Genomic DNA, 21,453 nt, shown 5'->3' with positions numbered 1-21,453 from the left:
CTGGCTCCTCGCCGAGCCGTGCATGACATAGTGGCGGGATGATCGAACTGGTGTTGACCATCATCGGGCGCGACCGGGCGGGCGTCGTCGCCTCGTTGGCCGACGTGGTTCGCTTCCACGACGGCAACTGGAAGCGCAGCGAGTTGGCCGAGATCGGCGGGACGTTCGCCGGCGTCGTCGTCGTGGAAGTCGGCGACGACCGGGTCGACGAGCTCCTCACCAACCTGCTCGTGCTCCGCGACCAGGGTCTGCACGTCACCGCCCAGCAGGTCGAAGAACCGACCGCCGTCCCGGACACCGACGAGGTGCGGCTGCGGCTCACCGGTGATGACCGCCCCGGCGTCGTCCACGAGATCTCCTCGGCGATCGGCGCCCACGGCATCAGCATTTCGCGGCTGGGCACGGTCACCGATCTGCCCGGGACCGATGGTGGCTCACGGTTCGAGATCACCGTCCAGATGACCGTGCCGGTCGGCACCGACCTCGATGCCGTGCTCGATTCGCTCGGTGAGCTCGCGTCCAGCTCGGGCATCGCCCTGGACGTCGAAGATCTCACCGACGACGATCCCGCCGAGTAAGTCGGTCGCAGCTCGTCCTCGTGACGTCGAGGACGAGCTCGCGGCGTCGGTCGATGTCGACGGCGGGCCGAGGGCTCCGTTCACCCCACGAGGGCGAGGTCTCGTTGGACGTAGCGCAGGTGCGCCCACTCCTCCTCGAGGATCACGCGCACGCAGTCGCCGACAGTGGGATGCCAGTCCCCGCCGCCCCACGGGTTGTCGCGCTCCTCGGCGAGCAGCTCCGGCGTGGCGGTGGCCAGGAAGTCGGTCACCATCTGCTGCCGCCCGGCTCGTACCGCGAGGATGTCCTCGAAGGCCGGCTCGTCGGCCCGGAAGATCGACGTGTCGAAACCCATGTCGGCCGCGCCGGTGAAGATCAGACCGATCTCGTGGAACGGCTGCTCGATCCCCATGATCCCGCCGCGGAGCCAGGCGTCGGTCGCCAGCACGAGGTGACGCAGTGTCTCGGCCAGCGACCACTCGTCATCGACGTGGGCATCAACCAGGTGCGGCGGGGTGTCGGTCATCGTCGTGTGCCACGCGGCCTGGACCGCGGACCAGCCGTCCCGCAGGCCCTCGGGCGTCTGCGCCTTCTGGAGCTCGCGACCGGGGAACTGTCGGTCGAGTTCGGCGTCGACCAACGGCACCACGTCGACGCCGTTGACGATGAGGCTGCCGAAGAACAGATCGTGGCTGTCGATGTCGAGGCCGTTCACCTCGACGCTGCGCATCGTCACGCCGCTGACGTCGGACGATCTGACGGTGGCGCCCTTGAAGCTCGTCCTGACGAACGTCGCACCCTCGAACTCATCGGTACCGGAGTAGACCGTCATCGCTGCATTCTGACACTCCTCGACGACGACGATTCCCACCCTCGGACCACCCACGCTCCGACCTCGCCCTCGCGTGCGAGGTCCCGTCCTCACCGACCTGTTGCGAGACGGCGTACGTGCGGCACCGTTGCCGTCGGAGCACCCTGGTCGCGTATCGGTGCCGACCGGTCTGGGTACACCAGTCGTATGACAGCACGACGTCGACGAGCCGTGATCGCCATCGCCCTGAGTGCGGTGGTGATCGGATCGTGTAGCGACGAAGACGACTCGACGAACGGTTCCACGACCACTTCCGGACCCGGCGGGGACGTCACCCTCGTCGACGACTTCGAGAACGGCTCGGACGGTTGGGCTTCGGACATGAGCGATTTCAGCGAAGCCACCCGGCCCGACGACTTCCTGTCCGAGACCGGAAGCGCACCCCCGGGCTTCGATGCCGCCGATGGCTTCGTCCACCTCGCCGCGACCAACACCTCCGACGACGTCTTCATGTTTCTCCGTCGCCAGGTCGGACCAGACGACGGACTCGAGCCGTCGACCGACTACGAGATCGGCTACACGGTGGAGTTCGCGTCCGACGCCCCGACAGGCTGTGCCGGGATCGGCGGCGCTCCGGGCGAGTCGGTCTGGTTGAAGGTGGGCGCAACCGCCGAGGAACCTCTCCCGGTCAACAGCGACGGCGACGTACGCCTCAGCGTCGACAAGGGCAACCAGTCGCAGGCCGGGCCGGCGGCTGTGATCGCCGGCGACGTCGCCAACGGCATCCCCTGCGAGGAAGCCCTCGACAGTGACCGACCGCCCTTCGCCATGGTCGAACATTCGGCCGCCATCGAGGCAACCACCGACGACGAGGGGAATCTCTGGCTGTTCGTGGGAACCGACTCGGGTTTCGAAGGACGAACCTCGATCCACTATGACCGCATCGAAGTGAACCTCTCGCCGCAGGCTTGACGACAGGCGGCCCCTCGTGGGGGTGTCGTGGTGGCCGCGTGCCGACTCGTTCCGAGGCAACGGTCGACCGCAAACCTGCGCGGGTGAGTGTCGATGATTGACGCGACCCCCGTTTCGGGTAGGCGACGGCTGGCGGCCACGAGATCAGCCCTGCGAAGAACGCACATCTCGGTTTCGTCCAGAGAAAGGAAGCTCTCGCCATGCATCGAAGAAAGGCGCTGTCCATGCGTCGTCGGCTCATGATCTTCGCGTTCATGGCGGCCGTGGTGCCGTTGCTGATCGCCGCGGAGACCCGTCGGGTCGATGCATCGGAGCCGTTCCCGGTCTTCACCGGTGACGAGTTCACCGACCTGTTCGGCGGACTCGATCTTCCCGGCACCGACCCGGTGGGCACGCCACCCTCGATCACCGGAGACGGCGATGCCGACTCCCGGATCCGGTCGATCGCCGAGGGCCGAGGCTACGAGTTGCGCCCCGAGATGGTCGCCGGCGTCGAGTGGATCGACGGCGAGGAACTGCACGGCCTCGTCGCCGACGCCTGGGCCTCGCTGCGAAGCGCTGCCGCTCGCGACGGCATCGACCTCGAGTTGGTGTCGGGATACCGCTCCGTCGACGATCAACGGGGCATCTTCCGAACCGAGCTGGACTCGGAGGGCACGGCGCGGATCGGGCGCCCGTACACACTGTCCGAGATTGCTGCCGGCGACGCGGACAGCGCCATCGACTCCGTTCTCCGCTACCACTCCATCCCGGGATACTCGAAGCACCACACCGGCTACGCGATCGACATCACCATGCAGGGTTTCGACCTGTCGGACTTCGCGGACACACGGGGGTTCGACTGGCTCTCCGCCGACAACTACCACAATGCCAAGCAGCACGGGTTCGTGCCGAGCTACCCGCCCGGTGCGCGGGACCAAGGGCCGGTGCCCGAGCCGTGGGAGTACGTGTGGGTCGGCAAGCGCACCATCATCTGCCGCGGCGAGGGTGGCTTCCAGCCGGACCTCGACGCCGACGAGTCCGCTGTCCCACCCGAACGCGCGGAGCCTGCCGGCGGCCCATCACGTTTCGTTCCCGTCGACGCGGCGCGAGCATTCGACACGCGAACCGACGATTCCCCTCACGGGCCTCTCTGCGCCGGGGAAGAGTTCGACTTCCGGATCGCCGGTATCGGCCAGGTGCCCGACAACGGCGTGAGCGCCGTGGTGCTGAACGTGACGATGACAGAAACCGTCGATCCCGGCTTCGTGACGGTGTGGCCCACGGGAACGCCTCGACCGACCGTGTCGTCGGTCAACGCGACCAGATCGGGCCAGACCGTGCCGAACCTCGTCACCGTACCGGTCGGAGTCGAAGGGCGGATCAGCTTCTACACCCTGTCAGGGACGCACCTCATCGCAGACGTCTTCGGGTACTACGAGGAGTCCGAGACGGCACAGGCCGGTCGGATGCGCACCGTGAATCCGCAGCGTGTCGCCGACACCCGGACCCCCGAGTCGCCCGAAGGTTTCGTCGAACCCGGAGACACCCGCCGGATCGACGTGCTCACGGCGGCCGACCTGTCGGCCGATGACGTCAGTGCAGTCGTACTCAACCTGACCGCCACCCAATCCACCGGACCCGGCTTCGTGACCGTGACGCCCCACGACCGCGACGGCGGCGGTACATCGAACCTCAACGTCGACCAGCCGGGCCAGACCGCCGCCAACCTGGTGATCACACCCGTGGCCCCCGACGGAACCGTCGACCTCGTGGTCTCCCCCCACAACGGAACCCACCTGATCGTCGACGTGTTCGGGTATTTCACCAGCGACGGTCACGGCGGAGAACCGACGTCGGGCCTCTTCGTGCCCCTGCCGCCCGAGCGCACCTTCGACACCCGCTCGGAATCCGAACCATCAGGCCAGATCGGCGGCCGCGAGACGATGACGGCGCTCGTGGCACCCGCGGCGGGCATTCCAGCCGATGCCGCCGCGGCCGTCTTCAATCTCACCGTCACCGGCCCATCGGGCCCAGGCCACATCACGGCATGGCCGAGCGCCTCCGACCAACCGGAGGTGTCGAACGTCAACGTCACCGAGGCCGGCGAGACACGGGCGAACGCCGCGATCCTCGCGGTCGACGACACCGGACGGCTCGCCGTCTTCAGCCACACCGGAGCTCACGTGCTCGCCGACGTGTTCGGCTACTACACCCCCTGAGGTCGCCCGACGAGGCCGCCGGATTGCGTGACAGGAGGCCCCAGGATCGGCAGAGCCGAGCTCGCCCGGTGCAGCAGTGGGTACACCGAACCCCCTTGGTCCTGCCGAGAGTTCGGGGCAGGCCTCGTCGAGAAACGGAACGCTCTCCTCTCCGTCGACATCGCGGACGTGACGGGATCCTCAGCATTGCCGAGAGGGTGCCCCAACAAGACCCCAGAGGGAGCCGGCGCCCGATGTGCAGTTCATGGGCCCCGATATCTGCGCCCGGTCATCACGACCGAGATCGAGCGAGACGCGCCACACTTCGACTCCGGTGCGGTGGCCGACGGCGCGACCGCTCAACACTCGACGGCGCGGGAAACCTCGTTCCGTTGTGTCCTCGTCTCGGAATTCTGTCACAGCCTCGTGCGCATGATGGGAGCATGAATCGGAACGGGGTGATCATGGCGATCGAGGCGATCGACGGCGATGTCACCGCGGCCGACTCGGCGCGATGCGCCGATCTGCTCCGAGACGTCCGCCTCACACGCGGCTGGCTCGACGCCGCCGAGGCCCGCATCACGTCGCGCATGACCGTGCTCCACGACGCGGCCGGCGGCGCACCCGCGGCCGATGTCCACACTCGCTGCGGTGGTGTGTCCGCAGCCGAGGGCAAGCGCAAGGAGCGGCGCTCGAAGACACTCGACGAAGCGCCCGCATTCGGCGATGCCCTCGCCGACGGCGCGATCGGCGCCGAGCACGTCGATGCACTCGCCAACGCCACCGCCAGGCTCGACGACGAGGTCAAGGCATCACTCCTCGACGAAGCCCCCGACCTGCTCGGCGCAGCCACCACCATGTCGCCCGAACGGTTCGGCCGCCACATCCGCGACCGCGCCCGCAACCTCGAGCGCGACAACGGTCTCGCCCGCAACGTCCGGCAACGACGCGACACCTACCTGTCCCGGAAGCTCAACGCCGCGACCGGCATGATCGAGGGCCGCTTCGCCTTGCACCCCGAACTCGCCGACCAGGTGTTCGGCGCCGTCGACCGGCAGGTCGCCGCCATGATCGCCGAAGGCGAGCACCGGCGCGACCCCGCGTTCGTCAACCGCACCGTCAACCGGAACCAACTCGCCGCCGAAGAACTCGGCCAACTCGTCGCCGGCGGCCACCAGGCCATCCGGCCAGCGGAGGCCGACATCACCGTCATCATCGACGCCGCCACCGCGGCATCCGGCGACCTCCACGATCACTCGGTGTGCGAGACCAGCCAGGGGCTCGACCTCCCACCTGCATCCGTCCAACGGCTGCTCTGCACCGGGCGCATCACCCCGATCATCGTCGACGCCGACGGCAACGCCCTCGACGCCGGCGACACCATCCGCCACGCCAACCGCCGCCAGCGCCGCGCCCTGCATGCCATGTACCGAACCTGCGCATTCCACGGCTGCGACGTCGAGTTCGACCGCTGCGAGATCCATCACATCGTCCCGTGGGAGCACGGCGGGCTGAGCGACTTCGACAACCTGATCCCGATCTGTTCCCGGCACCATCACGTGGTCCACGAATCGGGCTGGTCGCTCACGCTCGAGCCCGACCGGACACTCGTGATCCGACAACCCGATGGCGCCGAGTTCGGCCGAACCCGACCCGACCTCGCCGACCTCACTCGGCAGCGAAACGGCCGGCGAAGAACCGCAGCGTGACGCACGCCGCTCGAGCCCGACCGTTGCGATCTCGATCCGACGACCGCGGCTGCCCTCGCACGAGCGGGCTCAGGACGGAATGGAACCGGCGCGGCCCCAGCCGCTACCGACACGCCGGTCGTCGGGACGGATCGACGCGCCCGACCCCCGACCGGCTCGCTGTCAGTCGATGGCGGGGCGAGGCTCGAGGCCGGCTGCCCGGTAGCACGCGTCGACGATCTCCATGTTGCGCACACCGTCGTCGGCCGTGGTCGGGAACGCGGTCCCGTCGACGATCGCGTCACGGAAGGCAACGAGCTGATGGAAGTAGGTCGCCGACGTGGCGACTTCGTGGGTCTGTGTGCCGTCCGCGGTCTCGACCGTGATACCGGCATTGCCCATCTGGGGTGCGAGCGGGTTGTTCGCCAGCATCGTGCCGCGTTCGCCGGTCACGGTGAGCGACGCGACCACCTGGTCGCCGTCCGAGATCATCGACGACGAGATCGATCCGGTCACGCCCGACGGCCAGCGCAGCTCGGCCGTGAGCGACGCGTCGATCCCCTCGACCGGGCACACCGCCGAGGCCGACACCACGTCGGGGTCTGCGGCCGCGGCGAATCGCACCCACTGGATCGGGTAGCAGCCGAGATCCATGGTGGCGCCGCCGCCCAACGGCAGGTTCCAACGGATGTCGTCGCGGTCGATGCGGCCCTCCGGAATGTCGAACACGGCGTCGATGCGATCGATCCGGCCGAGCACACCCGAATCGAGCACGTCGCGGATCTGCGCTGCGTAGGGGTGGTAGCGCCAATGGAACGCCTCCATGACCACCACGTCCGACGCATTGGCCGCATCGGCGATCAGCCGCGCATCATCCGCGTTGGCGGCGAACGGCTTCTCGCACAGCACGTGCTTGCCCGCCTCGATCGCGGCGATCGCCCACTCGCGGTGCAGCGATGCCGGTGTGCCGATGTACACGGCGTCGACGTCGGGGTCGGCGATCAGCTCCTCGTACGACCCGTACGCGCGGTCGGCACCCCACTCGGCCGCCGATTCCTGCGCCCGACCCAGATCGCGGGCCGCGACGGCGACGAGGTCGACGCCGTCGACCTCGCGGACCGGCTCGACCACCGCTGCCACGGCAATCCGTGACGCCGCGACCAGACCGAGACGCACCGTCATGAGGCGCTCCGCCCCGAGCGAGCCCGATCAGCCTGATTGACGCCATTCAGCATGCGGCGCACGATAGCAAGCGCACGTACGCTGGCTCAGGTGGCGAAGGAGTTCGAACTGCGAGTCGCCGAGTGGCGTCGAGACCTCGAGTCCGCGTTGGCCGGCCTGTACGGCGACGAGGCCGGCACCGTCGGCAAGGCCCTCGTCGAGCGTGCCCGCGCGGCCGACGCCGCGCGCCCGTCCGAGCTGGTCGACCTCGATCGGGCCCGAGCGGCGTCGCCGTACTGGTACCAGGGACGGCAGCGGATCGGGTACATGGCCTACGTCGACCGTCTGGGAGGCGACCTGGCCGGTGTCCGCCGTCGCATCCCATACCTGACCGAACTCGGCGTCGACACGCTCCACCTCCTGTCGTTGCTCGAGCCCCGCGCCGGCGAGAACGACGGCGGCTACGCGATCCGCGACTACCACCGCCCCGACCCACGACTCGGCACCGTCGAAGACCTGAGCGCACTGATCGCCGATCTTCGGGCGAACGGGATCAGCCTCTGTGTCGACTTCGTACTCAACCACACCAGTGACGATCACGAGTGGGCCCGGGCGGCCGTCGACGGTTCCGAGTACCACCAGGCGCTGTACCGCATGTATCCCGACCGCACCGAGCCCGACGCCTGGGAAGCCACGTTGCCCGAGGTGTTCCCGAACCTGGCACCCGGCAGCTTCACCTGGAACGACGAACTCCAACGCTGGGTCTGGACGACCTTCCGCGAGTTCCAATGGGACCTCGACTGGTCGAACCCCGACGTCATGCTGGAGATCGCCGATCTCGCGCTCGGACTCGCGAACCTCGGCGTCGAGATCCTCCGACTCGACGCGATCGCGTTCACGTGGAAACGGCTCGGCACCAACTGCCAGAACCAGCCGGAGGCGCACCTGATCGCGCAGGCGCTGCGCGCCGTCCTCGCGATGGCCGCGCCCTCGACCGTGCTGCTCGCCGAGGCGATCGTCGCGCCCGACGATCTGGTCGCCTACCTCGGCCGACACGAGCACGGCCGAGAGCGCCGGGAATGCGAGCTCGCCTACCACAACCAGCTGATGGTGCAGGGCTGGTCGATGTTGGCGTCGGGCCGCGCCGACCTCGCCCGACACGCGATCTCGCGTCTCGCCGACATCCCCGGACGATCCACGTGGTTCACCTACGTGCGCTGTCACGACGACATCGGGTGGGCCATCGACGACGCCGACGCCGCCCACCTCGGGCTCAGCGGCGCCGGACACCGAGAGTTCCTCGCCGCGTTCTACCGCGGCGACTTCTGGCAGTCGTTCGCACGCGGTACGCCGTTCGGAACGAACACCGAGACCGGAGACGAACGCACCAGCGGCATGTCCGCAACCCTCGCCGGCGTCACCGCCGCGCTCGGGGCCGACGATCCCGACGCACTCGACCTGGCCATCCGGCGGGTTCTGCTGCTGTACGGCATCGCATTCGGGTACGGCGGCATCCCGATCATCTACATGGGCGACGAGCTCGGCCAGCAGGACGACATGAACTGGGCCGCCGGCCCCACCCACGGAGGCGACAGCCGCTGGACGCATCGCCCGGCGTTCGACGACGACCTCGCCGCACTCCGACACGACACCACGACGCCGACGGGGCGCATGTGGTCGGGCATCCGACACCTCGTCCAGGCGCGCACATCGTGCCTGGCGCTCCACGACGACGACGCCACCATCCGCACGTTCGACCCCGGGTTCCGGTCGGTGTTCGCCTGGCATCGCTCACACCCGCGGTTCGGCGAGCTCGTCGGCCTCGCCAACGTCGGCGACGACACGGTCGACATCGTCGCCCGACCGGACACCCTGACCGGTGCCGTCGACGTCCTCGCACCCGACGATCGTCATCCGTGGCGAGTCGGCCCCCTGCAGGTCCGGTGGATCACCGCCGACGCGAACTACGCGACGGTGCCGGCTCCACCACCGGCCTGACGACCCCTCGGTGGTTCTCCGCACGACCCGGTTGCCTACGCTCCCGGCATGGAAGCGATGTCGATGTCACGGGCCATCTCGATGCACGCGGCCGAACGGCCGCACGAGCCGGCGCTGACCTGCGGCGACGTCACGCTCAGCTGGCAGGAGTTCGACCGCCGGACCAACCGCTTGGCGCGAGCGTTCGCCGACCTGGGCGTCGTCGCCGACGACCTCGTCACGATCGCGCTCCCCAACTCGACCGCCTTCTTCGAATCCGCGTTCGCACTGTGGAAACTCGGGGCCACCCCCCAGCCGGTGTCGGCGAAACTTCCCGGCCGCGAGCTCGAGGAGATCGTCGAACTCGCCGATTCGCGCATCGTCGTCGGGGTCGACGACGGCCGCATCCCCCACCGCACCTGCATCCCGATCGGGTACGAACCCGACGGGTCGATCAGCGACGACCAACTCCCCGACGCGATCACGCGCTGCTGGAAGGCCCCCACCTCAGGCGGCAGTACAGGTCGCCCCAAGATCATCCTGGCGACGACGCCCGGCGCCTTCGACCCCGAGCGCGCCGGGTTCGGGCTCCCCCACCGTTCGGCGTGCGTGATCCCTGGCGTGCTGTATCACAACGCCCCGTTCTCGATCTCGGCGCTCGCCCTGGTCGGTGGCAACCACGTCGTGAACTTCCCGCGGTTCGTCCCCGAGCAGGTCCTCGACGCAATCACCGAACACCGTCCGAAGTACCTCTACATGGTGCCGACGATGATGGCACGGATCTGGAAGCTGCCGGCCGAAGTGCGCGCCGCGGCAGACATGTCGTCGTTGGAGGTCGCCGTGCACATGGCCGCTCCGTGTCCGCCGTGGCTCAAGGAGGAGTGGATCCACTGGGTCGGACCCGACGTGCTGTGCGAGCTGTACGCGGGCACCGAGGTCCAGGCGATCACCTGGATCACCGGCCGCGAGTGGCTCGACCATCACGGCTCGGTCGGCAGGCCGATCGTCGGCAGGATGAAGGTGGTCGGCGACGACGGCAACGACCTGCCGGCCGGCGAGATCGGTGAGATCTACATGCTCGCCGACGCCGGCCCCGGCTCGACGTACGCGTACATCGGCGCCGAACCGAAGGCCCTCGCCGACACCGAATGGGAGAGTCTCGGCGACCTGGGCTGGATGGACGACGACGGATACGTCTACCTCGCCGACCGCCGCAAGGACCTGATCCTGCGTGGCGGCGCCAATGTGTATCCGGCCGAGGTCGAGGCGGCGCTCGACGAGCACCCGGCCGTGCGCAGCTGCGCCGTCATCGGTATCGCCGACGAGGATCTCGGCCAGCGCGTGCACGCGATCGTCGATGTACCCGATGGCGTCGACGAGGCCCAGTTGCGCGTGCACGTGGCCGAGCGGCTCGTGTCGTACAAGGCCCCCTCGACGTACGAGTTCGTGAGCGAGCCCGTACGTGACGACGCCGGCAAGGTTCGCCGGAGTCTGCTCGCCGAAGAACGCCACTGACCATCACGACGACGCCAGCGCCGTCACTCGGCGCCGCCGGCACGGCGTCGGGACCTCCGCCCCGTGTGTGGCCTCCGGCCGAGTGTCAGGATGGACGTATGGACGACGACGGGGTCGATCGTGTCGCAGAGCTGGAACTGCGCGTCGCCCGCCTCGACCAGGAGGTCGAACGCCTCCGGACCCGACTGGAGGGTGCCACGACGCCCGTCCAGGTGCCCCCGACGACCGAGCGTTCGCCATGGCCGGCACCACGGCCGAAGGCACCCACGGCACCGGTCCCCGAGCGACGGGCGGCGCGGGCCCCGCTGCGGATCGACAGCGAGTCGGTGCTCAAGTGGGGCGGCGTCGGCCTCGTCGTGCTCGCCGTCGGATTCGCCGTCAGCACCGCGATCAGCCGTGACTGGATCGGGCCGGAGCTGCAGCTCGCCGGAGCACTGCTCGTGTCGGCAGCGTTCATCGCGACCGGACTCCGTCTCCGGTCGACGCGACCTGCCTGGACACACGCGCTCTGTTCGGGAGGGGTGCTCGCGTTCTTCACCACGTTCGCCTCCGACCTGTTCCTCGACCGCGCCGACGAGGCGGCCGCGTTCGCCGCCACCGCCGTGATCGCAGCCGGCGGACTCGTTCTCGCTCGATCGATCCGATCGGAATGGGTCGCGGCAGCGACCCTCGCCGGCGGATCGACCGCGTGGGCGGTCATCGGCGCTCACGCCGACGACGCTCCGTTCGTCACGACGACCGTCTGGTTCGTCGTGGTCGTCGGCGCCGGCATCGCGCTGTCGATCGAGCGTCGCTGGTTCGCGGTCCGTCCGCTCGCGCACGCGGTCGGGATGATCGCCCTCCTGGTGCTGTCGGGCGAGTCGGCCGGCATCGGCGAAACATCCGTGGTGGCGGCGGCCACGGTGTTGCTGGTCGGCTCGCTGTTCGTCGTCCCCAGCATCGGCGACATGACGTCGCGGTGGCAGCAGTTCGAGGTCCAGCTCGCGGCGCTCGCGGCGCCTTGGGCGTTCATGATCACGCTGATCGGGTTCCTCGACGACCACAGCGACACGCCGATCGCGATGACCGCCTTCGCGATCGCCGCCGTCACCGCCGGGGCGGCGATCGTCCTCCGCATCGGACGGCCGCACTCGGTGTCGCTGGCACTCGGAGCGAGCGTCACGTGCTCGATCGGGATCACCGTGCTGTTGTCGGCGACGGCGGTCTTCGTGGCGTTGGCCGTCCAGGCCGCCGGGTTGATCCTCCTGAGCAGGGCGCTCGGGCGCAACATCCGAGTGCTCGTCAACGCTGCCGTGCTCGCCACGATCGCGACCGCCGACACCCTCGCCGCGACGATCGACGCGTGGGCCGACGACGTTGCGTGGGGCGACGACCTCGCCCACCTGTTGGTGGTCGTGGCGCTGGCGGTCGGCATCCGGTTCATCGGAGAACGCGACGTCCGCCGCGCCGGCGCGGTCGCGACCCTCACCCTGTTCCTCGTGTGGGTCGGTTCGGTGTTCGTCCACGTTCCCCAGGGCCAGGCGGTCGTGTCGGTCATCTGGGCGTCGGTCGGCACCGCCGTGTTCGTCACCGGGGCGGTGCGCAAGCGCGCCGACGCGGCGACCACCGGTCTGGCCGTGCTCGCCCTGACCGTCGGCAAGCTCCTCACCGTCGATCTGCAGGAGGTCGACACCCTGTGGCGCGCCGGTCTGTTCTTCCTGGTGGGCATCGGCCTGCTCCGACTCGGATTCCTGCTCCCACGGCTCACCCGCTCCGGTTCGGAACCCGACGAGGGAACCGCGTGAGACACTGATCACATGGAACGCCCCGACGACTGGCCCTACCCCGACTTCGATCCGGTCGCGACGGGCGACGAGCGGACTGCGCTCACGCACTTCCTCGGCCTCCAACGGCGCTACCTCGCCGGCAAGTGCGACGGGCTCGACGCCGAGCAACTCGCCCGCCGCTCGGCCGAACCGTCGGCGCTCTCACTGCTGGGTCTGCTCCGCCACATGGCCGAGGTCGAGCGCAACTGGTTCCGCAACGTGATGGCGGGCGGATCGGTCCCCCGCTACTACGGCACCGCCGAAGATCCCGACGCCGACATCCACGACGCTGCGGCCGACCCGCACCAGGTCGACGAGGCGTGGCGGACGTTCTGGCAAGAGGTCGAGTTCGCCGAACGGTTCGTCACCGAGGCGGTCGATCTCGACATGACCGGCGTCGAACGGTGGCGCGGTCCGCTCTCCCTGCGATGGGTGCTGATCCACATGATCGAGGAGTACGCCCAGCACAACGGCCACGCCGATCTGCTGCGCGAACGGATCGACGGCCAGGTCACCGCCGACCCGATGGACGACGCCGCCGACTGAAACCGCTGCCCGAAGCGACCGTCGAGTGGCCCGAGCGGCTCGAGGGGCGTGAAGGGAGTCACCGTCGGGGTCAGGCGTGGCCGGTGACCGCCGACGCCGGATCGTTCACGACGGCGTCGTCGAGGTGGAGCGCCTGGCGGTTGCGGTACTCCGGGCCGACCAGCACGTATGCGCCGACGGCGAGCAGGACCATGATGACCGCGCAGAGCGTGTACGCCAGCGTGCGGCCACCGACCGTGTAGAACACACCGGCGGCCACGGCGGTGATGCCCGCCGTCAGGGTTTCCGCCGCCCCGAGCATGCCCTGGGCGCCCGCCTGGCGGTCGGCCGGGGCTGCGAGACCGACCGCGACGCCGGTGCTCGACACGGTGATGCCGTCGTTGATGCCATGCAGGATCCCGACACAGAACATGGCGATCCCGGTCGGCAGCAGCCCGTAGGAGAACATGAACACGGCGCCGAACAGCAGCCCGATCGGACCGAGTCGGAACGGACCGATGCGCTGCGCGAGGCGTCCACCCCACGAGCTCAGGAACACCAGCGGCAGCGCGAACAGCGTGATCCCGATGTTGGCGACCCATTCGCTGGCGTCGAGGTCGTCGAGCACGATCGCCCAGAGCGCGTCGAACGTGCCGATCATCAAGAAGACGGCCGCACCCATCATCAGCCCGGCGATCATCGGCGGGTCGCGGAGGAGGTCGAACGCGAACCGGCGAACAGGGGCCTCCGTGGCCTCGGTCACCTGGACACGCCACATGAACGGCAGGCACAGCAGGGTCGCCCCGGCGATGAACAGGAACGGCGCCGGGATCCCGAACGTGGGGACGAGCAGAGCCGAGATCGCCGGGCCGGCGGCGAACCCGCCGACGTCGGCGGCGAGCAGGAGCCCGAGGTTCGAGCCGAGGTTCCCGGGGTCTTCGTTGACGACGATGCGGCGAACCGCCGGCACGGCCATCCCCATGCCGATGCCGGAGACGAACCGGGCGATGAGCAGCACCTCCAACGTCTCGCCGGCGGCCATGCCGAGCAGGCCGACCAGGTTGAGCACCAAACCGAGCATCACCATGTGCTTGGCGTGGCCGCGGTCGGCGATCGGGGCGATGAAGACCTGTGACAGGAAGCCCGACAGGAACCCGATGCCGACGATCAGCCCGAGCCAGTGGGCGGCGATGCCGTACTCGTCGCGGAAGTCGTCGAGCACCGTGAACATCACGCCGTACCCGGAGGCGAGGAGGGCGGTCATGAACCCGAACTGGAGGACCCGAGACCGCTTCACGCGGTGAGACTACCGATCGGACGAGCGCAACGTGCTGACGAGCTTGCGGGTGTCGCGGAAGATGCGATCTTCGTCGGCGAAGGCCGGGTCGAACGCGATCCTGTCGAGCCGGTCGGCGACGTCGCGGGCGACCGATTCGTCGTCGGCGCCCGACCAGGCAGCGGCGAGCGCCGGGTTCGGCGCGGTGCCGGCGGCACCTCGTCGCGCTGCGAGCGCGGCGAAGCGATCCTGGAGCACACCCCACCGTCCACGACGTCGACGCTCGACTGCGAGACGGAGGAGCTGCAGGGCCACGACGGCGGCGAACAGTCCGCCCACGGTGAGGGCGACCCGCAGCGGATGGTCTCCGACGAAGCCACCGAGGGCGCCGGCCAGATCGGCGCCGACCGATCCCCGTTCGGCGTCGGCCGAGAGCGGGACGCCGGCCGTCGGATCGAACGCCTGCCAACCGGTCTGGGGGAACCAGACCTCGACCCACGCATGTGCGTCGCTGGCACGGACCTCGAACACTCCGGCGACCTCGTCGCGTGTACCCGACACGTAGCCGGTCGCCAACCGCGCCGGCACACCCTGTGTCCGCAGCATGATCGTGAGCGCCGAGGCGATCTGTTCGCAGAATCCGAGCTGCGAGTCGAAGAGGAAGTCGTGCACGGCATCCTCGCCGGCGTCGGGCAGCGGTGCGTTCAGGTCGTACTCGACGTTGGCCTCCAACCAGCCCTCGTAGGCCCGAACGACGTCGTAGGTCGACCCTGCGTCGGCCGCGAGTTCGTTCGCGAGCGCGATCGTCTCGGGCGTCGTCGATGCCGGCACCTCGAGATAGCGGGCGAACACCTCGCGCCCGAGGTCGCTCAGCCGCGGGCCGATCAGACCCTGCCGTCGGAGGATCGCGGCGTCGACCCGAACCCGATCGGACACCACGGTGTAGATCGAGCCGTCCGGCAGCACGGTCGTCGCCCGCAGCGCCCCGTCCGGTCGGGTCCAGACATCGGTCTCGGCGACGACCTGGGTCGGCCGGCCGGCGTGGAACACCACATTGGGCATGTCGGTTTCGAGGAAGTAGGTCTGCACGAACCGGTCGACGACGATGCCACTCCCGACCGGGATCACACCGTCGGCGGGCGGCACGTCGATCGTCGGCCCGCGTCGAGGCGTGCCGATCTGCGGATCGGCGTACCAGCGCCGGCCGTCGAATCGCGAGAACGTCTGCCCGCGCCAGTAGTCGGGTTCGGGCGCTCGGACACGCATCACGATCTCGTCGCTGAGATTGCCGCGCACCGACGTGTCCATGGTCTCGGCGAATCCGGTGTAGCCGCCCGCCTGACCCGCCGGCGCACGATCCGAACCGGGTTCGACCGTGGCGTCGCCGGCACCGCGCGACTCACCGTCGGGCCCGGCGATCCCGCCCGTCGTCGGGACGTTGTCGGCGTCCTCGATCAGTGTCGGCAGCGTCAGCCGCGCCGGGCCGTCGGGGATCGGCACCACGGCCAGCAGCGCGACGGTCGCGACCCCGGCGACGCCGACGCCGGACGTCCTGACCGCCCACGTGCGGACGAAGCTGCGGCGTGGACGACCCGGCGACGTCGCGCGGGCGGTCGGCACCGACAGCTTGGCCATGGCGACGCCGAAGGTGAACGCCCACGCCAGCAACCACCACGTGATCGCACCGTCGACACGGAGCCCGGAGGCGTACATCAGGACGACGGCCGAAATGCCGAGCCCGACCCTGGCCGTTCGTCGATCCCGGCACTCGAACCCGTGCAGGATGATCAGCAGGATCAGGAGCTGCGGCAGCGGTCCGCGCAACACGGCGAGCAGCCCGTCGAGGCGACCCGACGCGGCGACCACCAGCACGAACGCAGCCAGCGCACCGAGCCCGACGAGCGTGCGGATCAACACCGACGGCGGCTCGCCCGTCTCCAGCGACCGGGCCGAGACCGCTGCCCCCGCGAGCACACCGAGGACGACCAATCCGTGGGCGACGTTCGTGTACGACAACGACGTCGTCAGCATCAGCAACGACACCAGCGTGGCCGCCGCGGCCCACCAGCGCGCCTGCCGTGTTGCCGTGGCGTCGGGCTCGACCCGCCGGAATCGATCACGCCAGCCTCGAGACGGCGCACGCGCCACGCCCAGCGGGGCGAGCGCCACCCACTCGGTCGCAGCGTCGAGATTGTCGATCGGTGCGGGAACCTCCTGATCGACTGCGGCGAGCACTGCGACACCGGACCGGAGCCCACCGGCGATCGCCCGGCGAGCAGCTCCGGCCTCCTCGTCCGGGTCGGCCGTTCCCGACCTCGCTCGCACGATCCACTGCTGGTCGGCGTTCTGTCGTCGGTCGTGCACCATGAGTTCACCCGAGCGGATCGACGACGACCAGTGGACGAACTTCTCGCTGTCGCCGTCGCGCCAGGGGCGAATGCCGTCGATCTCGCCGCTGATCGCACCGCTGGCACCGGCCAGGTCGCCGTCGGCGGCGCGGCCGGCCCGTTCGATCGGGACGCGACCATCGTGCATCGGCGGTGCGACGAGGTGGCGGCCGATCGGCACGACGACGCGGCGTCCCCACCAGACCAGACCGAGGAGGCCGGCCGTCTTGACGCGCACGTGCAGTTCGTCGACCGCGCCGCGGCGCCGGAACGTGGCCTCGTCGGCGAATCGGGTTGCACCCGACCAGCCCTGGGCGACCCGTTCACCGCGGACGAGGACCTCGACGAACACGGGGCGGGGCGATGCCACGTCGATCGAGAGCGGCACCGGAGTGCCCTGGTCGGACGCGTGCGGGAGCGCCGCGTCACCGACCTTCGTCCGGAGCGCGCTGAACCACCCGTCGAGCACGGCACCTGCCATGAGCACGACGCCGGCAGCGAGCACGATGACGACCGGCGTGGCGCCGGTGAGTTGTGCGATCGCGACGCCGCCGATCCATCCCAGCGCGAGGCCGAGACCGCCTGCGGAAATGCCGACCGGACGGATCACGGCATCACGCCGTCGGTGGCGGCACCGTGTCGAGGCACTCGCTCACCACGGCGCGACCGGCCTGAACCGACCCCGAACCACCGGCGACGATGACCCGGTGGGACAGCGCTGCGCCGGCGAGGGTCGTGATGTCGTCGGGGATGACATAGTGCCGCCCGGCCATCGCAGCGCGCGCCTTGGCCAGACCGATCAGTGCGACGCCACCTCGGGTCGACGCGCCGAGCCGTACCCGCGGGTGCTCGCGCGTCGCATCCAACAGTGACACGACGTATCGGGCGATCGGGTCGGCCAGGTAGACGTCACGGACGATCGTGCGGGCGGCTGCGACGTCGGTGATGTCGACGACCGGTTGCACCGCTGCGAGTGCGGATCGGCCGCGGCGCCCGGTCAGCACCTCGACCTCCTCGTCGGCGGACGCCCGACCGGGTGTCACCACCGCGGCGAAGCGGTCGAGCGCCCCTTCTCCCAACGGGTAGGTGCCGGTCATCTCGATCGGGTTCTGCGTCGCGACGAGCAGGAAGGGCGACGGCAACGCCCGCGTCTCGCCGTCGACGGTGACCGCAGCTTCTTCGGTGGCTTCGAGGAGCGCCGACTGGGTGCGTGGGTTGGCGCGGTTGAGTTCGTCGAACACGACGAGGTTGGAGAAGATCGGTCCGGGCCGGAAGACGAGTTCGAAACCATCCCCCTGCGGCACCATCGTGCCGGTCACGTCGCCCGGCAGCAGGTCGGGGGTGCCCTGGATGCGGTGGAACGACCCGCCGACGGATCGAGCGAGGGTCTGTGCGAGCAGGGTCTTGCCGACGCCCGGGATGTCTTCGATCAGCAGGTGGCCTCCCGAGAACAGGCAGGCGAGCGACGTCGAGGTCGCCTCGGCGCGCCCGGCGAGCACCGACGCGACCGCGTCGGAGATGCGGCTCGCCATCGTCGCCACCTGCGCGACGGCGCGAGCGGGCTCGGGAGCCTGGTCCCCGTTGGTCGGTTGGTGCTCGATGGTGGCGCGTTCCGTCACATCCATGTGTGGTCCCATGCTGTCAGATCATCGGGACGAACGGGCCTCGGCTTGAGGGTCAGCGGGCGGTGAATCCGCCGTCGACCAGCAGCGAGTGGCCGGTCATGTACGACCCGGCGGGTGATGCCAGGAGGAGCAGCGCGCCGTCGAGCTCGTGCTCCTCGCCCATGCGCGGGATGCCGGAGTAGGTCCGGATGTAGTGATCACTGCCCTCGTCGCCCTGCATCGGTTCGGTCATCTCCGACGGGAAGTAGCCGGGACAGAGCGCATTCACCCGCACGCCCTTGCGGGCCAGCTGCAGGGCGAGCTCGCGGGTCATGTTGACGACCGCCCCCTTGCTGGCGCAGTAGTTGGCCTGCTTGATCGGGGCCGACCCGACGTGTCCGAGCATCGACGCCACGTTGACGATCGACCCGCTCCCACGGTCGACCATGCCGGCCGCGCACAGTTTCGTGAGGTGCCAGACGGCGACCGTGTTGACCTGCATCACCTGTTCGAACTGTTCGAGCGTCTCGTCGGCCAGTCCGACCGTGTAGCTGATGCCGGCGTTGTTGACCAGCACGTCGATGCGGCCCGCCTGCTCGAGTGCCTCGGCGACCAGCCGTTCGCGGTCGGCGGCCACCGCCATGTCGGCGGTGATCGCAACCGCGCCGGGCAGTTCGGCGACCAGCGCGTCGAGTCGTTCGGCGCGACGTGCCGACACCACCACGGTCGCACCGACGGCGTGCAGGACCCGGGCGAACCGGGCGCCGAGGCCGGCCGATGCCCCGGTGACGAGCGCGACCTGACCGTCGAGGCGGAACTGATCGAGTGGGTTGTCCATCCGTCGATTCTGGCCGGACGTCAACCCCGGTGGCGCACCGACAGGCAGGTGACACATCCCTCGAGCTTCTCGAACTCCGAGATGTCGACCTCGACCACGTCGTATCCCATCGACCGGAACCGTTCGGCCGACCGCGGGGCGTCGGCGGCCATCAGGAGTCGGCGCTCGTCGAGCAGCACGACGTGGGAGCCGGACGGCTCGGGGACCTCGGCGAATTTCGGGAACACCGACGGGTCGTCGACGAAGTCCGGGTGACCGATGACCGTGCCGTCGGGCAGGGCGGTGACCGCCGACTTCAGGTGCAACACCTTCGAGATCGGTACACCGACCACCGTCCAGCCGCGCGGCTCGAGCAGCGACGTGAGCTGCTCGACGGCCGCGTGGTCGGTGCGACCACCGACGCCCACGTAGGCGGTCCGATCGATCTTCAATACGTCGCCGCCGTCGAGCGTGGCCGGCTGTGTGATCCGGGCGACGGTGAGACCGAGTTGCGCGGCGGCGCGTTCGGCAGCCTCGGTCTCGGGGCGACGGGAGGGCGCACCGGGCAGCGTGACGACGGCGAGGTCGCCGAACAGCACCAACGCGTCCTCGACGAACACGGCGTCGGCGCAGTCGTCGGCCGGGTCCACCTCCGTGACATCCCATCCGGCCGACCGCAGCGCCTCGACGTATCGCTGCCACTGGCGCTCGGCGAGTTCCACGTCGACCGGGACACGGGCTTGGTGGGTGAGGAGTCCGTCGGCGAGGCGTGGCCCGGGACGTCGGACGAGTGCATGCGGCATGGCGGCGAACGCTATCCCGCGGGCCGCTGACGGTAGTTTCCGTCGCATGGCGAACCTCGCTCATCGATCATGGGTTCCGGAATCCAGTGAACGGCTCGTACAGCGGATCGCCGAGTCGGTGGTCGACGGCGCGCACGACGGTTCGGGCATCGCCGCCCGCATCGAGTCGCTGGCCGCTGCGAATCGCCGCATCCACGACGTCGACTGCGTCAACCTCAACCCGGCGGCGAACACGATGAATCCCCGGGCGGAGGCGCTGCTGGCATCGGGTCTCGGATCGCGCCCGTCGCTCGGATACCCCGGCGACAAGTACGAGATGGGCCTCGAGGCGATCGAGGAGATCGAGGTCATCGCCGCCGAGTTGGCCGCCCGGGTGTTCCACGCGGCGTTCGCCGAGGTGCGCGTCGGGTCGGGTGCCCTCGCCAACCTCTACGCGTTCATGGCGACGTGCCGGCCAGGTGACCCGATCATCGTCCCGGGGGCGACGATCGGCGGACACGTCACCCACAACACGGCCGGTGCCGCCGGGTGGTTCGGGCTCGAGATCCACGAAGCACCGGTCGATCCCGGGAGGTACACCGTCGACGTCGACGGCGTCAGGTCGCTGGCCCGTCGTGAACGACCCTCCTTGATCTCGATCGGCGGGAGCCTCAACCTGACCCACCACCCCGTCGGGAGGCTGCGCGAGATCGCCGACGAGGTCGGCGCCGTGCTGCTGTTCGACGCGGCCCACCTGTCCGGGCTGATCGCCGGCGGTGTGTGGCCGAATCCGCTCGACGAAGGCGCCCACGTGATGACGATGAGCGCCTACAAGAGCCTGGCCGGTCCGCCCGCCGGGCTGCTCGTCACCAACGACGCCGCGATCGCGGAACGTGTCGACTCGATCGCGTTTCCCGGGTTGACCGCGAACTTCGATGCCGCGAACACCGCTGCGCTCGCGGTCACGCTCGGCGACTGGCTCGCGTGCGGCACCGAGTACGCCACCGGCATGGTCGACGCCGCACAGCGACTGGCCGACGAGCTGCGGCGTCGTGGTCTCCCGGTGCACCGATCCGACGACGGCGCCGCCACGCGCTCGCACGCGTTCGCACTGCGCGCTCCCGACGACGACGGACACGGCGCTGCCCGGCGGCTCCGGCGGTCGAATCTGCTGACGTCCGCGATCGGTCTCCCGGACGACGCCGGTGCCGGCGTCCGCGTCGGCACCAACGAGACGGTCCGCTGGGGCATGGACGCCGACACGATGCCGGAGCTGGCCGAGCTCGTCGCCCGCGCCTGGACCGGCGACGACGACCCCGAGACGGTCGCGGCGGCGGTCGGCGAGTTCCGTGGGCGCTTCACCGAACTGCGGTACTGCGCGAACTGACCACCGAA

General features: G+C 69.6%; 16 protein-coding genes. 9 read left to right on the top strand and 7 right to left on the bottom strand.

Annotated features, from left to right (window positions below; translation table 11 throughout):
* Window positions 1-38 precede the first annotated feature (38 nt).
* Complete coding sequence (locus tag R8G01_21370) at window positions 39-578, top strand: ACT domain-containing protein (protein MDW3216557.1); 540 nt, start codon at window positions 39-41, stop codon at window positions 576-578.
* Between the two features lie 80 nt (window positions 579-658).
* Here the strand turns inward: R8G01_21370 and R8G01_21365 are convergent, their stop codons facing one another.
* On the bottom strand, window positions 659-1,390 hold the full coding sequence (locus tag R8G01_21365) for a DinB family protein (protein MDW3216556.1): 732 nt from the start codon (window positions 1,388-1,390) through the stop codon (window positions 659-661).
* Between the two features lie 186 nt (window positions 1,391-1,576).
* Between R8G01_21365 and R8G01_21360 the strand changes: the two genes are divergently transcribed.
* From R8G01_21360 to R8G01_21350, 3 genes are all read left to right on the top strand, one after another.
* Window positions 1,577-2,341: a hypothetical protein gene (locus tag R8G01_21360; protein ID MDW3216555.1), complete on the top strand. Its 765-nt coding sequence runs from the start codon at window positions 1,577-1,579 to the stop codon at window positions 2,339-2,341.
* Window positions 2,342-2,541: 200 nt separating this feature from the next.
* Complete coding sequence (locus R8G01_21355; protein ID MDW3216554.1) at window positions 2,542-4,542, top strand: D-alanyl-D-alanine carboxypeptidase family protein; 2,001 nt, start codon at window positions 2,542-2,544, stop codon at window positions 4,540-4,542.
* A gap of 422 nt (window positions 4,543-4,964) precedes the next feature.
* Window positions 4,965-6,230: an HNH endonuclease gene (locus tag R8G01_21350; protein MDW3216553.1), complete on the top strand. Its 1,266-nt coding sequence runs from the start codon at window positions 4,965-4,967 to the stop codon at window positions 6,228-6,230.
* A gap of 162 nt (window positions 6,231-6,392) precedes the next feature.
* Here R8G01_21350 and R8G01_21345 read toward each other — a convergent pair whose 3' ends face one another.
* Window positions 6,393-7,391, bottom strand: coding sequence for a Gfo/Idh/MocA family oxidoreductase (locus R8G01_21345; GenBank protein ID MDW3216552.1), 999 nt, complete (start codon window positions 7,389-7,391; stop codon window positions 6,393-6,395).
* 90 nt (window positions 7,392-7,481) lie between these two features.
* Here R8G01_21345 and R8G01_21340 point away from each other — a divergent pair, with 90 nt between their 5' ends.
* The 4 genes from R8G01_21340 (at window position 7,482) to R8G01_21325 (ending at window position 13,213) form a co-directional block, all read left to right on the top strand.
* Complete coding sequence (locus R8G01_21340; GenBank protein ID MDW3216551.1) at window positions 7,482-9,368, top strand: alpha-amylase family protein; 1,887 nt, start codon at window positions 7,482-7,484, stop codon at window positions 9,366-9,368.
* Between the two features lie 48 nt (window positions 9,369-9,416).
* The gene (locus tag R8G01_21335; GenBank protein MDW3216550.1) at window positions 9,417-10,862 is read left to right on the top strand and encodes an AMP-binding protein; all 1,446 of its coding nucleotides are present in this window, start codon (window positions 9,417-9,419) and stop codon (window positions 10,860-10,862) included.
* A gap of 98 nt (window positions 10,863-10,960) precedes the next feature.
* The gene (locus R8G01_21330; protein MDW3216549.1) at window positions 10,961-12,646 is read left to right on the top strand and encodes a DUF2339 domain-containing protein; all 1,686 of its coding nucleotides are present in this window, start codon (window positions 10,961-10,963) and stop codon (window positions 12,644-12,646) included.
* Between the two features lie 12 nt (window positions 12,647-12,658).
* Window positions 12,659-13,213 carry a DinB family protein gene (locus R8G01_21325; GenBank protein ID MDW3216548.1) on the top strand — a complete coding sequence of 185 codons (555 nt, stop codon included), beginning with the start codon at window positions 12,659-12,661 and terminating at the stop codon, window positions 13,211-13,213.
* Window positions 13,214-13,283: 70 nt separating this feature from the next.
* On the opposite strand, the gene R8G01_21320 is transcribed toward R8G01_21325, so the two are convergent.
* From R8G01_21320 to R8G01_21300, 5 genes are read right to left on the bottom strand one after another with little or no spacing between them, the layout of a single operon-like run.
* On the bottom strand, window positions 13,284-14,489 hold the full coding sequence (locus R8G01_21320; protein MDW3216547.1) for an MFS transporter: 1,206 nt from the start codon (window positions 14,487-14,489) through the stop codon (window positions 13,284-13,286).
* Between the two features lie 9 nt (window positions 14,490-14,498).
* Window positions 14,499-17,465, bottom strand: coding sequence for a transglutaminaseTgpA domain-containing protein (locus tag R8G01_21315; protein ID MDW3216546.1), 2,967 nt, complete (start codon window positions 17,463-17,465; stop codon window positions 14,499-14,501).
* 4 nt (window positions 17,466-17,469) lie between these two features.
* Window positions 17,470-18,480 carry a MoxR family ATPase gene (locus tag R8G01_21310; GenBank protein MDW3216545.1) on the bottom strand — a complete coding sequence of 337 codons (1,011 nt, stop codon included), beginning with the start codon at window positions 18,478-18,480 and terminating at the stop codon, window positions 17,470-17,472.
* A 52-nt stretch (window positions 18,481-18,532) separates the two neighbouring features.
* Complete coding sequence (locus R8G01_21305) at window positions 18,533-19,297, bottom strand: SDR family oxidoreductase (protein ID MDW3216544.1); 765 nt, start codon at window positions 19,295-19,297, stop codon at window positions 18,533-18,535.
* A 20-nt stretch (window positions 19,298-19,317) separates the two neighbouring features.
* A complete protein-coding gene (locus R8G01_21300) occupies window positions 19,318-20,079 on the bottom strand; it encodes an arginine deiminase family protein (protein ID MDW3216543.1) in 762 nt (253 codons plus the stop codon).
* A 46-nt stretch (window positions 20,080-20,125) separates the two neighbouring features.
* On the opposite strand from R8G01_21300, the gene R8G01_21295 reads away from it, so the two are divergent.
* Window positions 20,126-21,445 carry an aminotransferase class I/II-fold pyridoxal phosphate-dependent enzyme gene (locus tag R8G01_21295; protein MDW3216542.1) on the top strand — a complete coding sequence of 440 codons (1,320 nt, stop codon included), beginning with the start codon at window positions 20,126-20,128 and terminating at the stop codon, window positions 21,443-21,445.
* Window positions 21,446-21,453 lie beyond the last annotated feature (8 nt).

This window comes from Ilumatobacteraceae bacterium, assembly GCA_033344875.1.
Lineage (GTDB): Bacteria > Actinomycetota > Acidimicrobiia > Acidimicrobiales > Ilumatobacteraceae > Ilumatobacter.
Note: the sequence above shows the minus strand (reverse complement) of the source record. Positions and strands in the feature narration are given on the sequence as shown.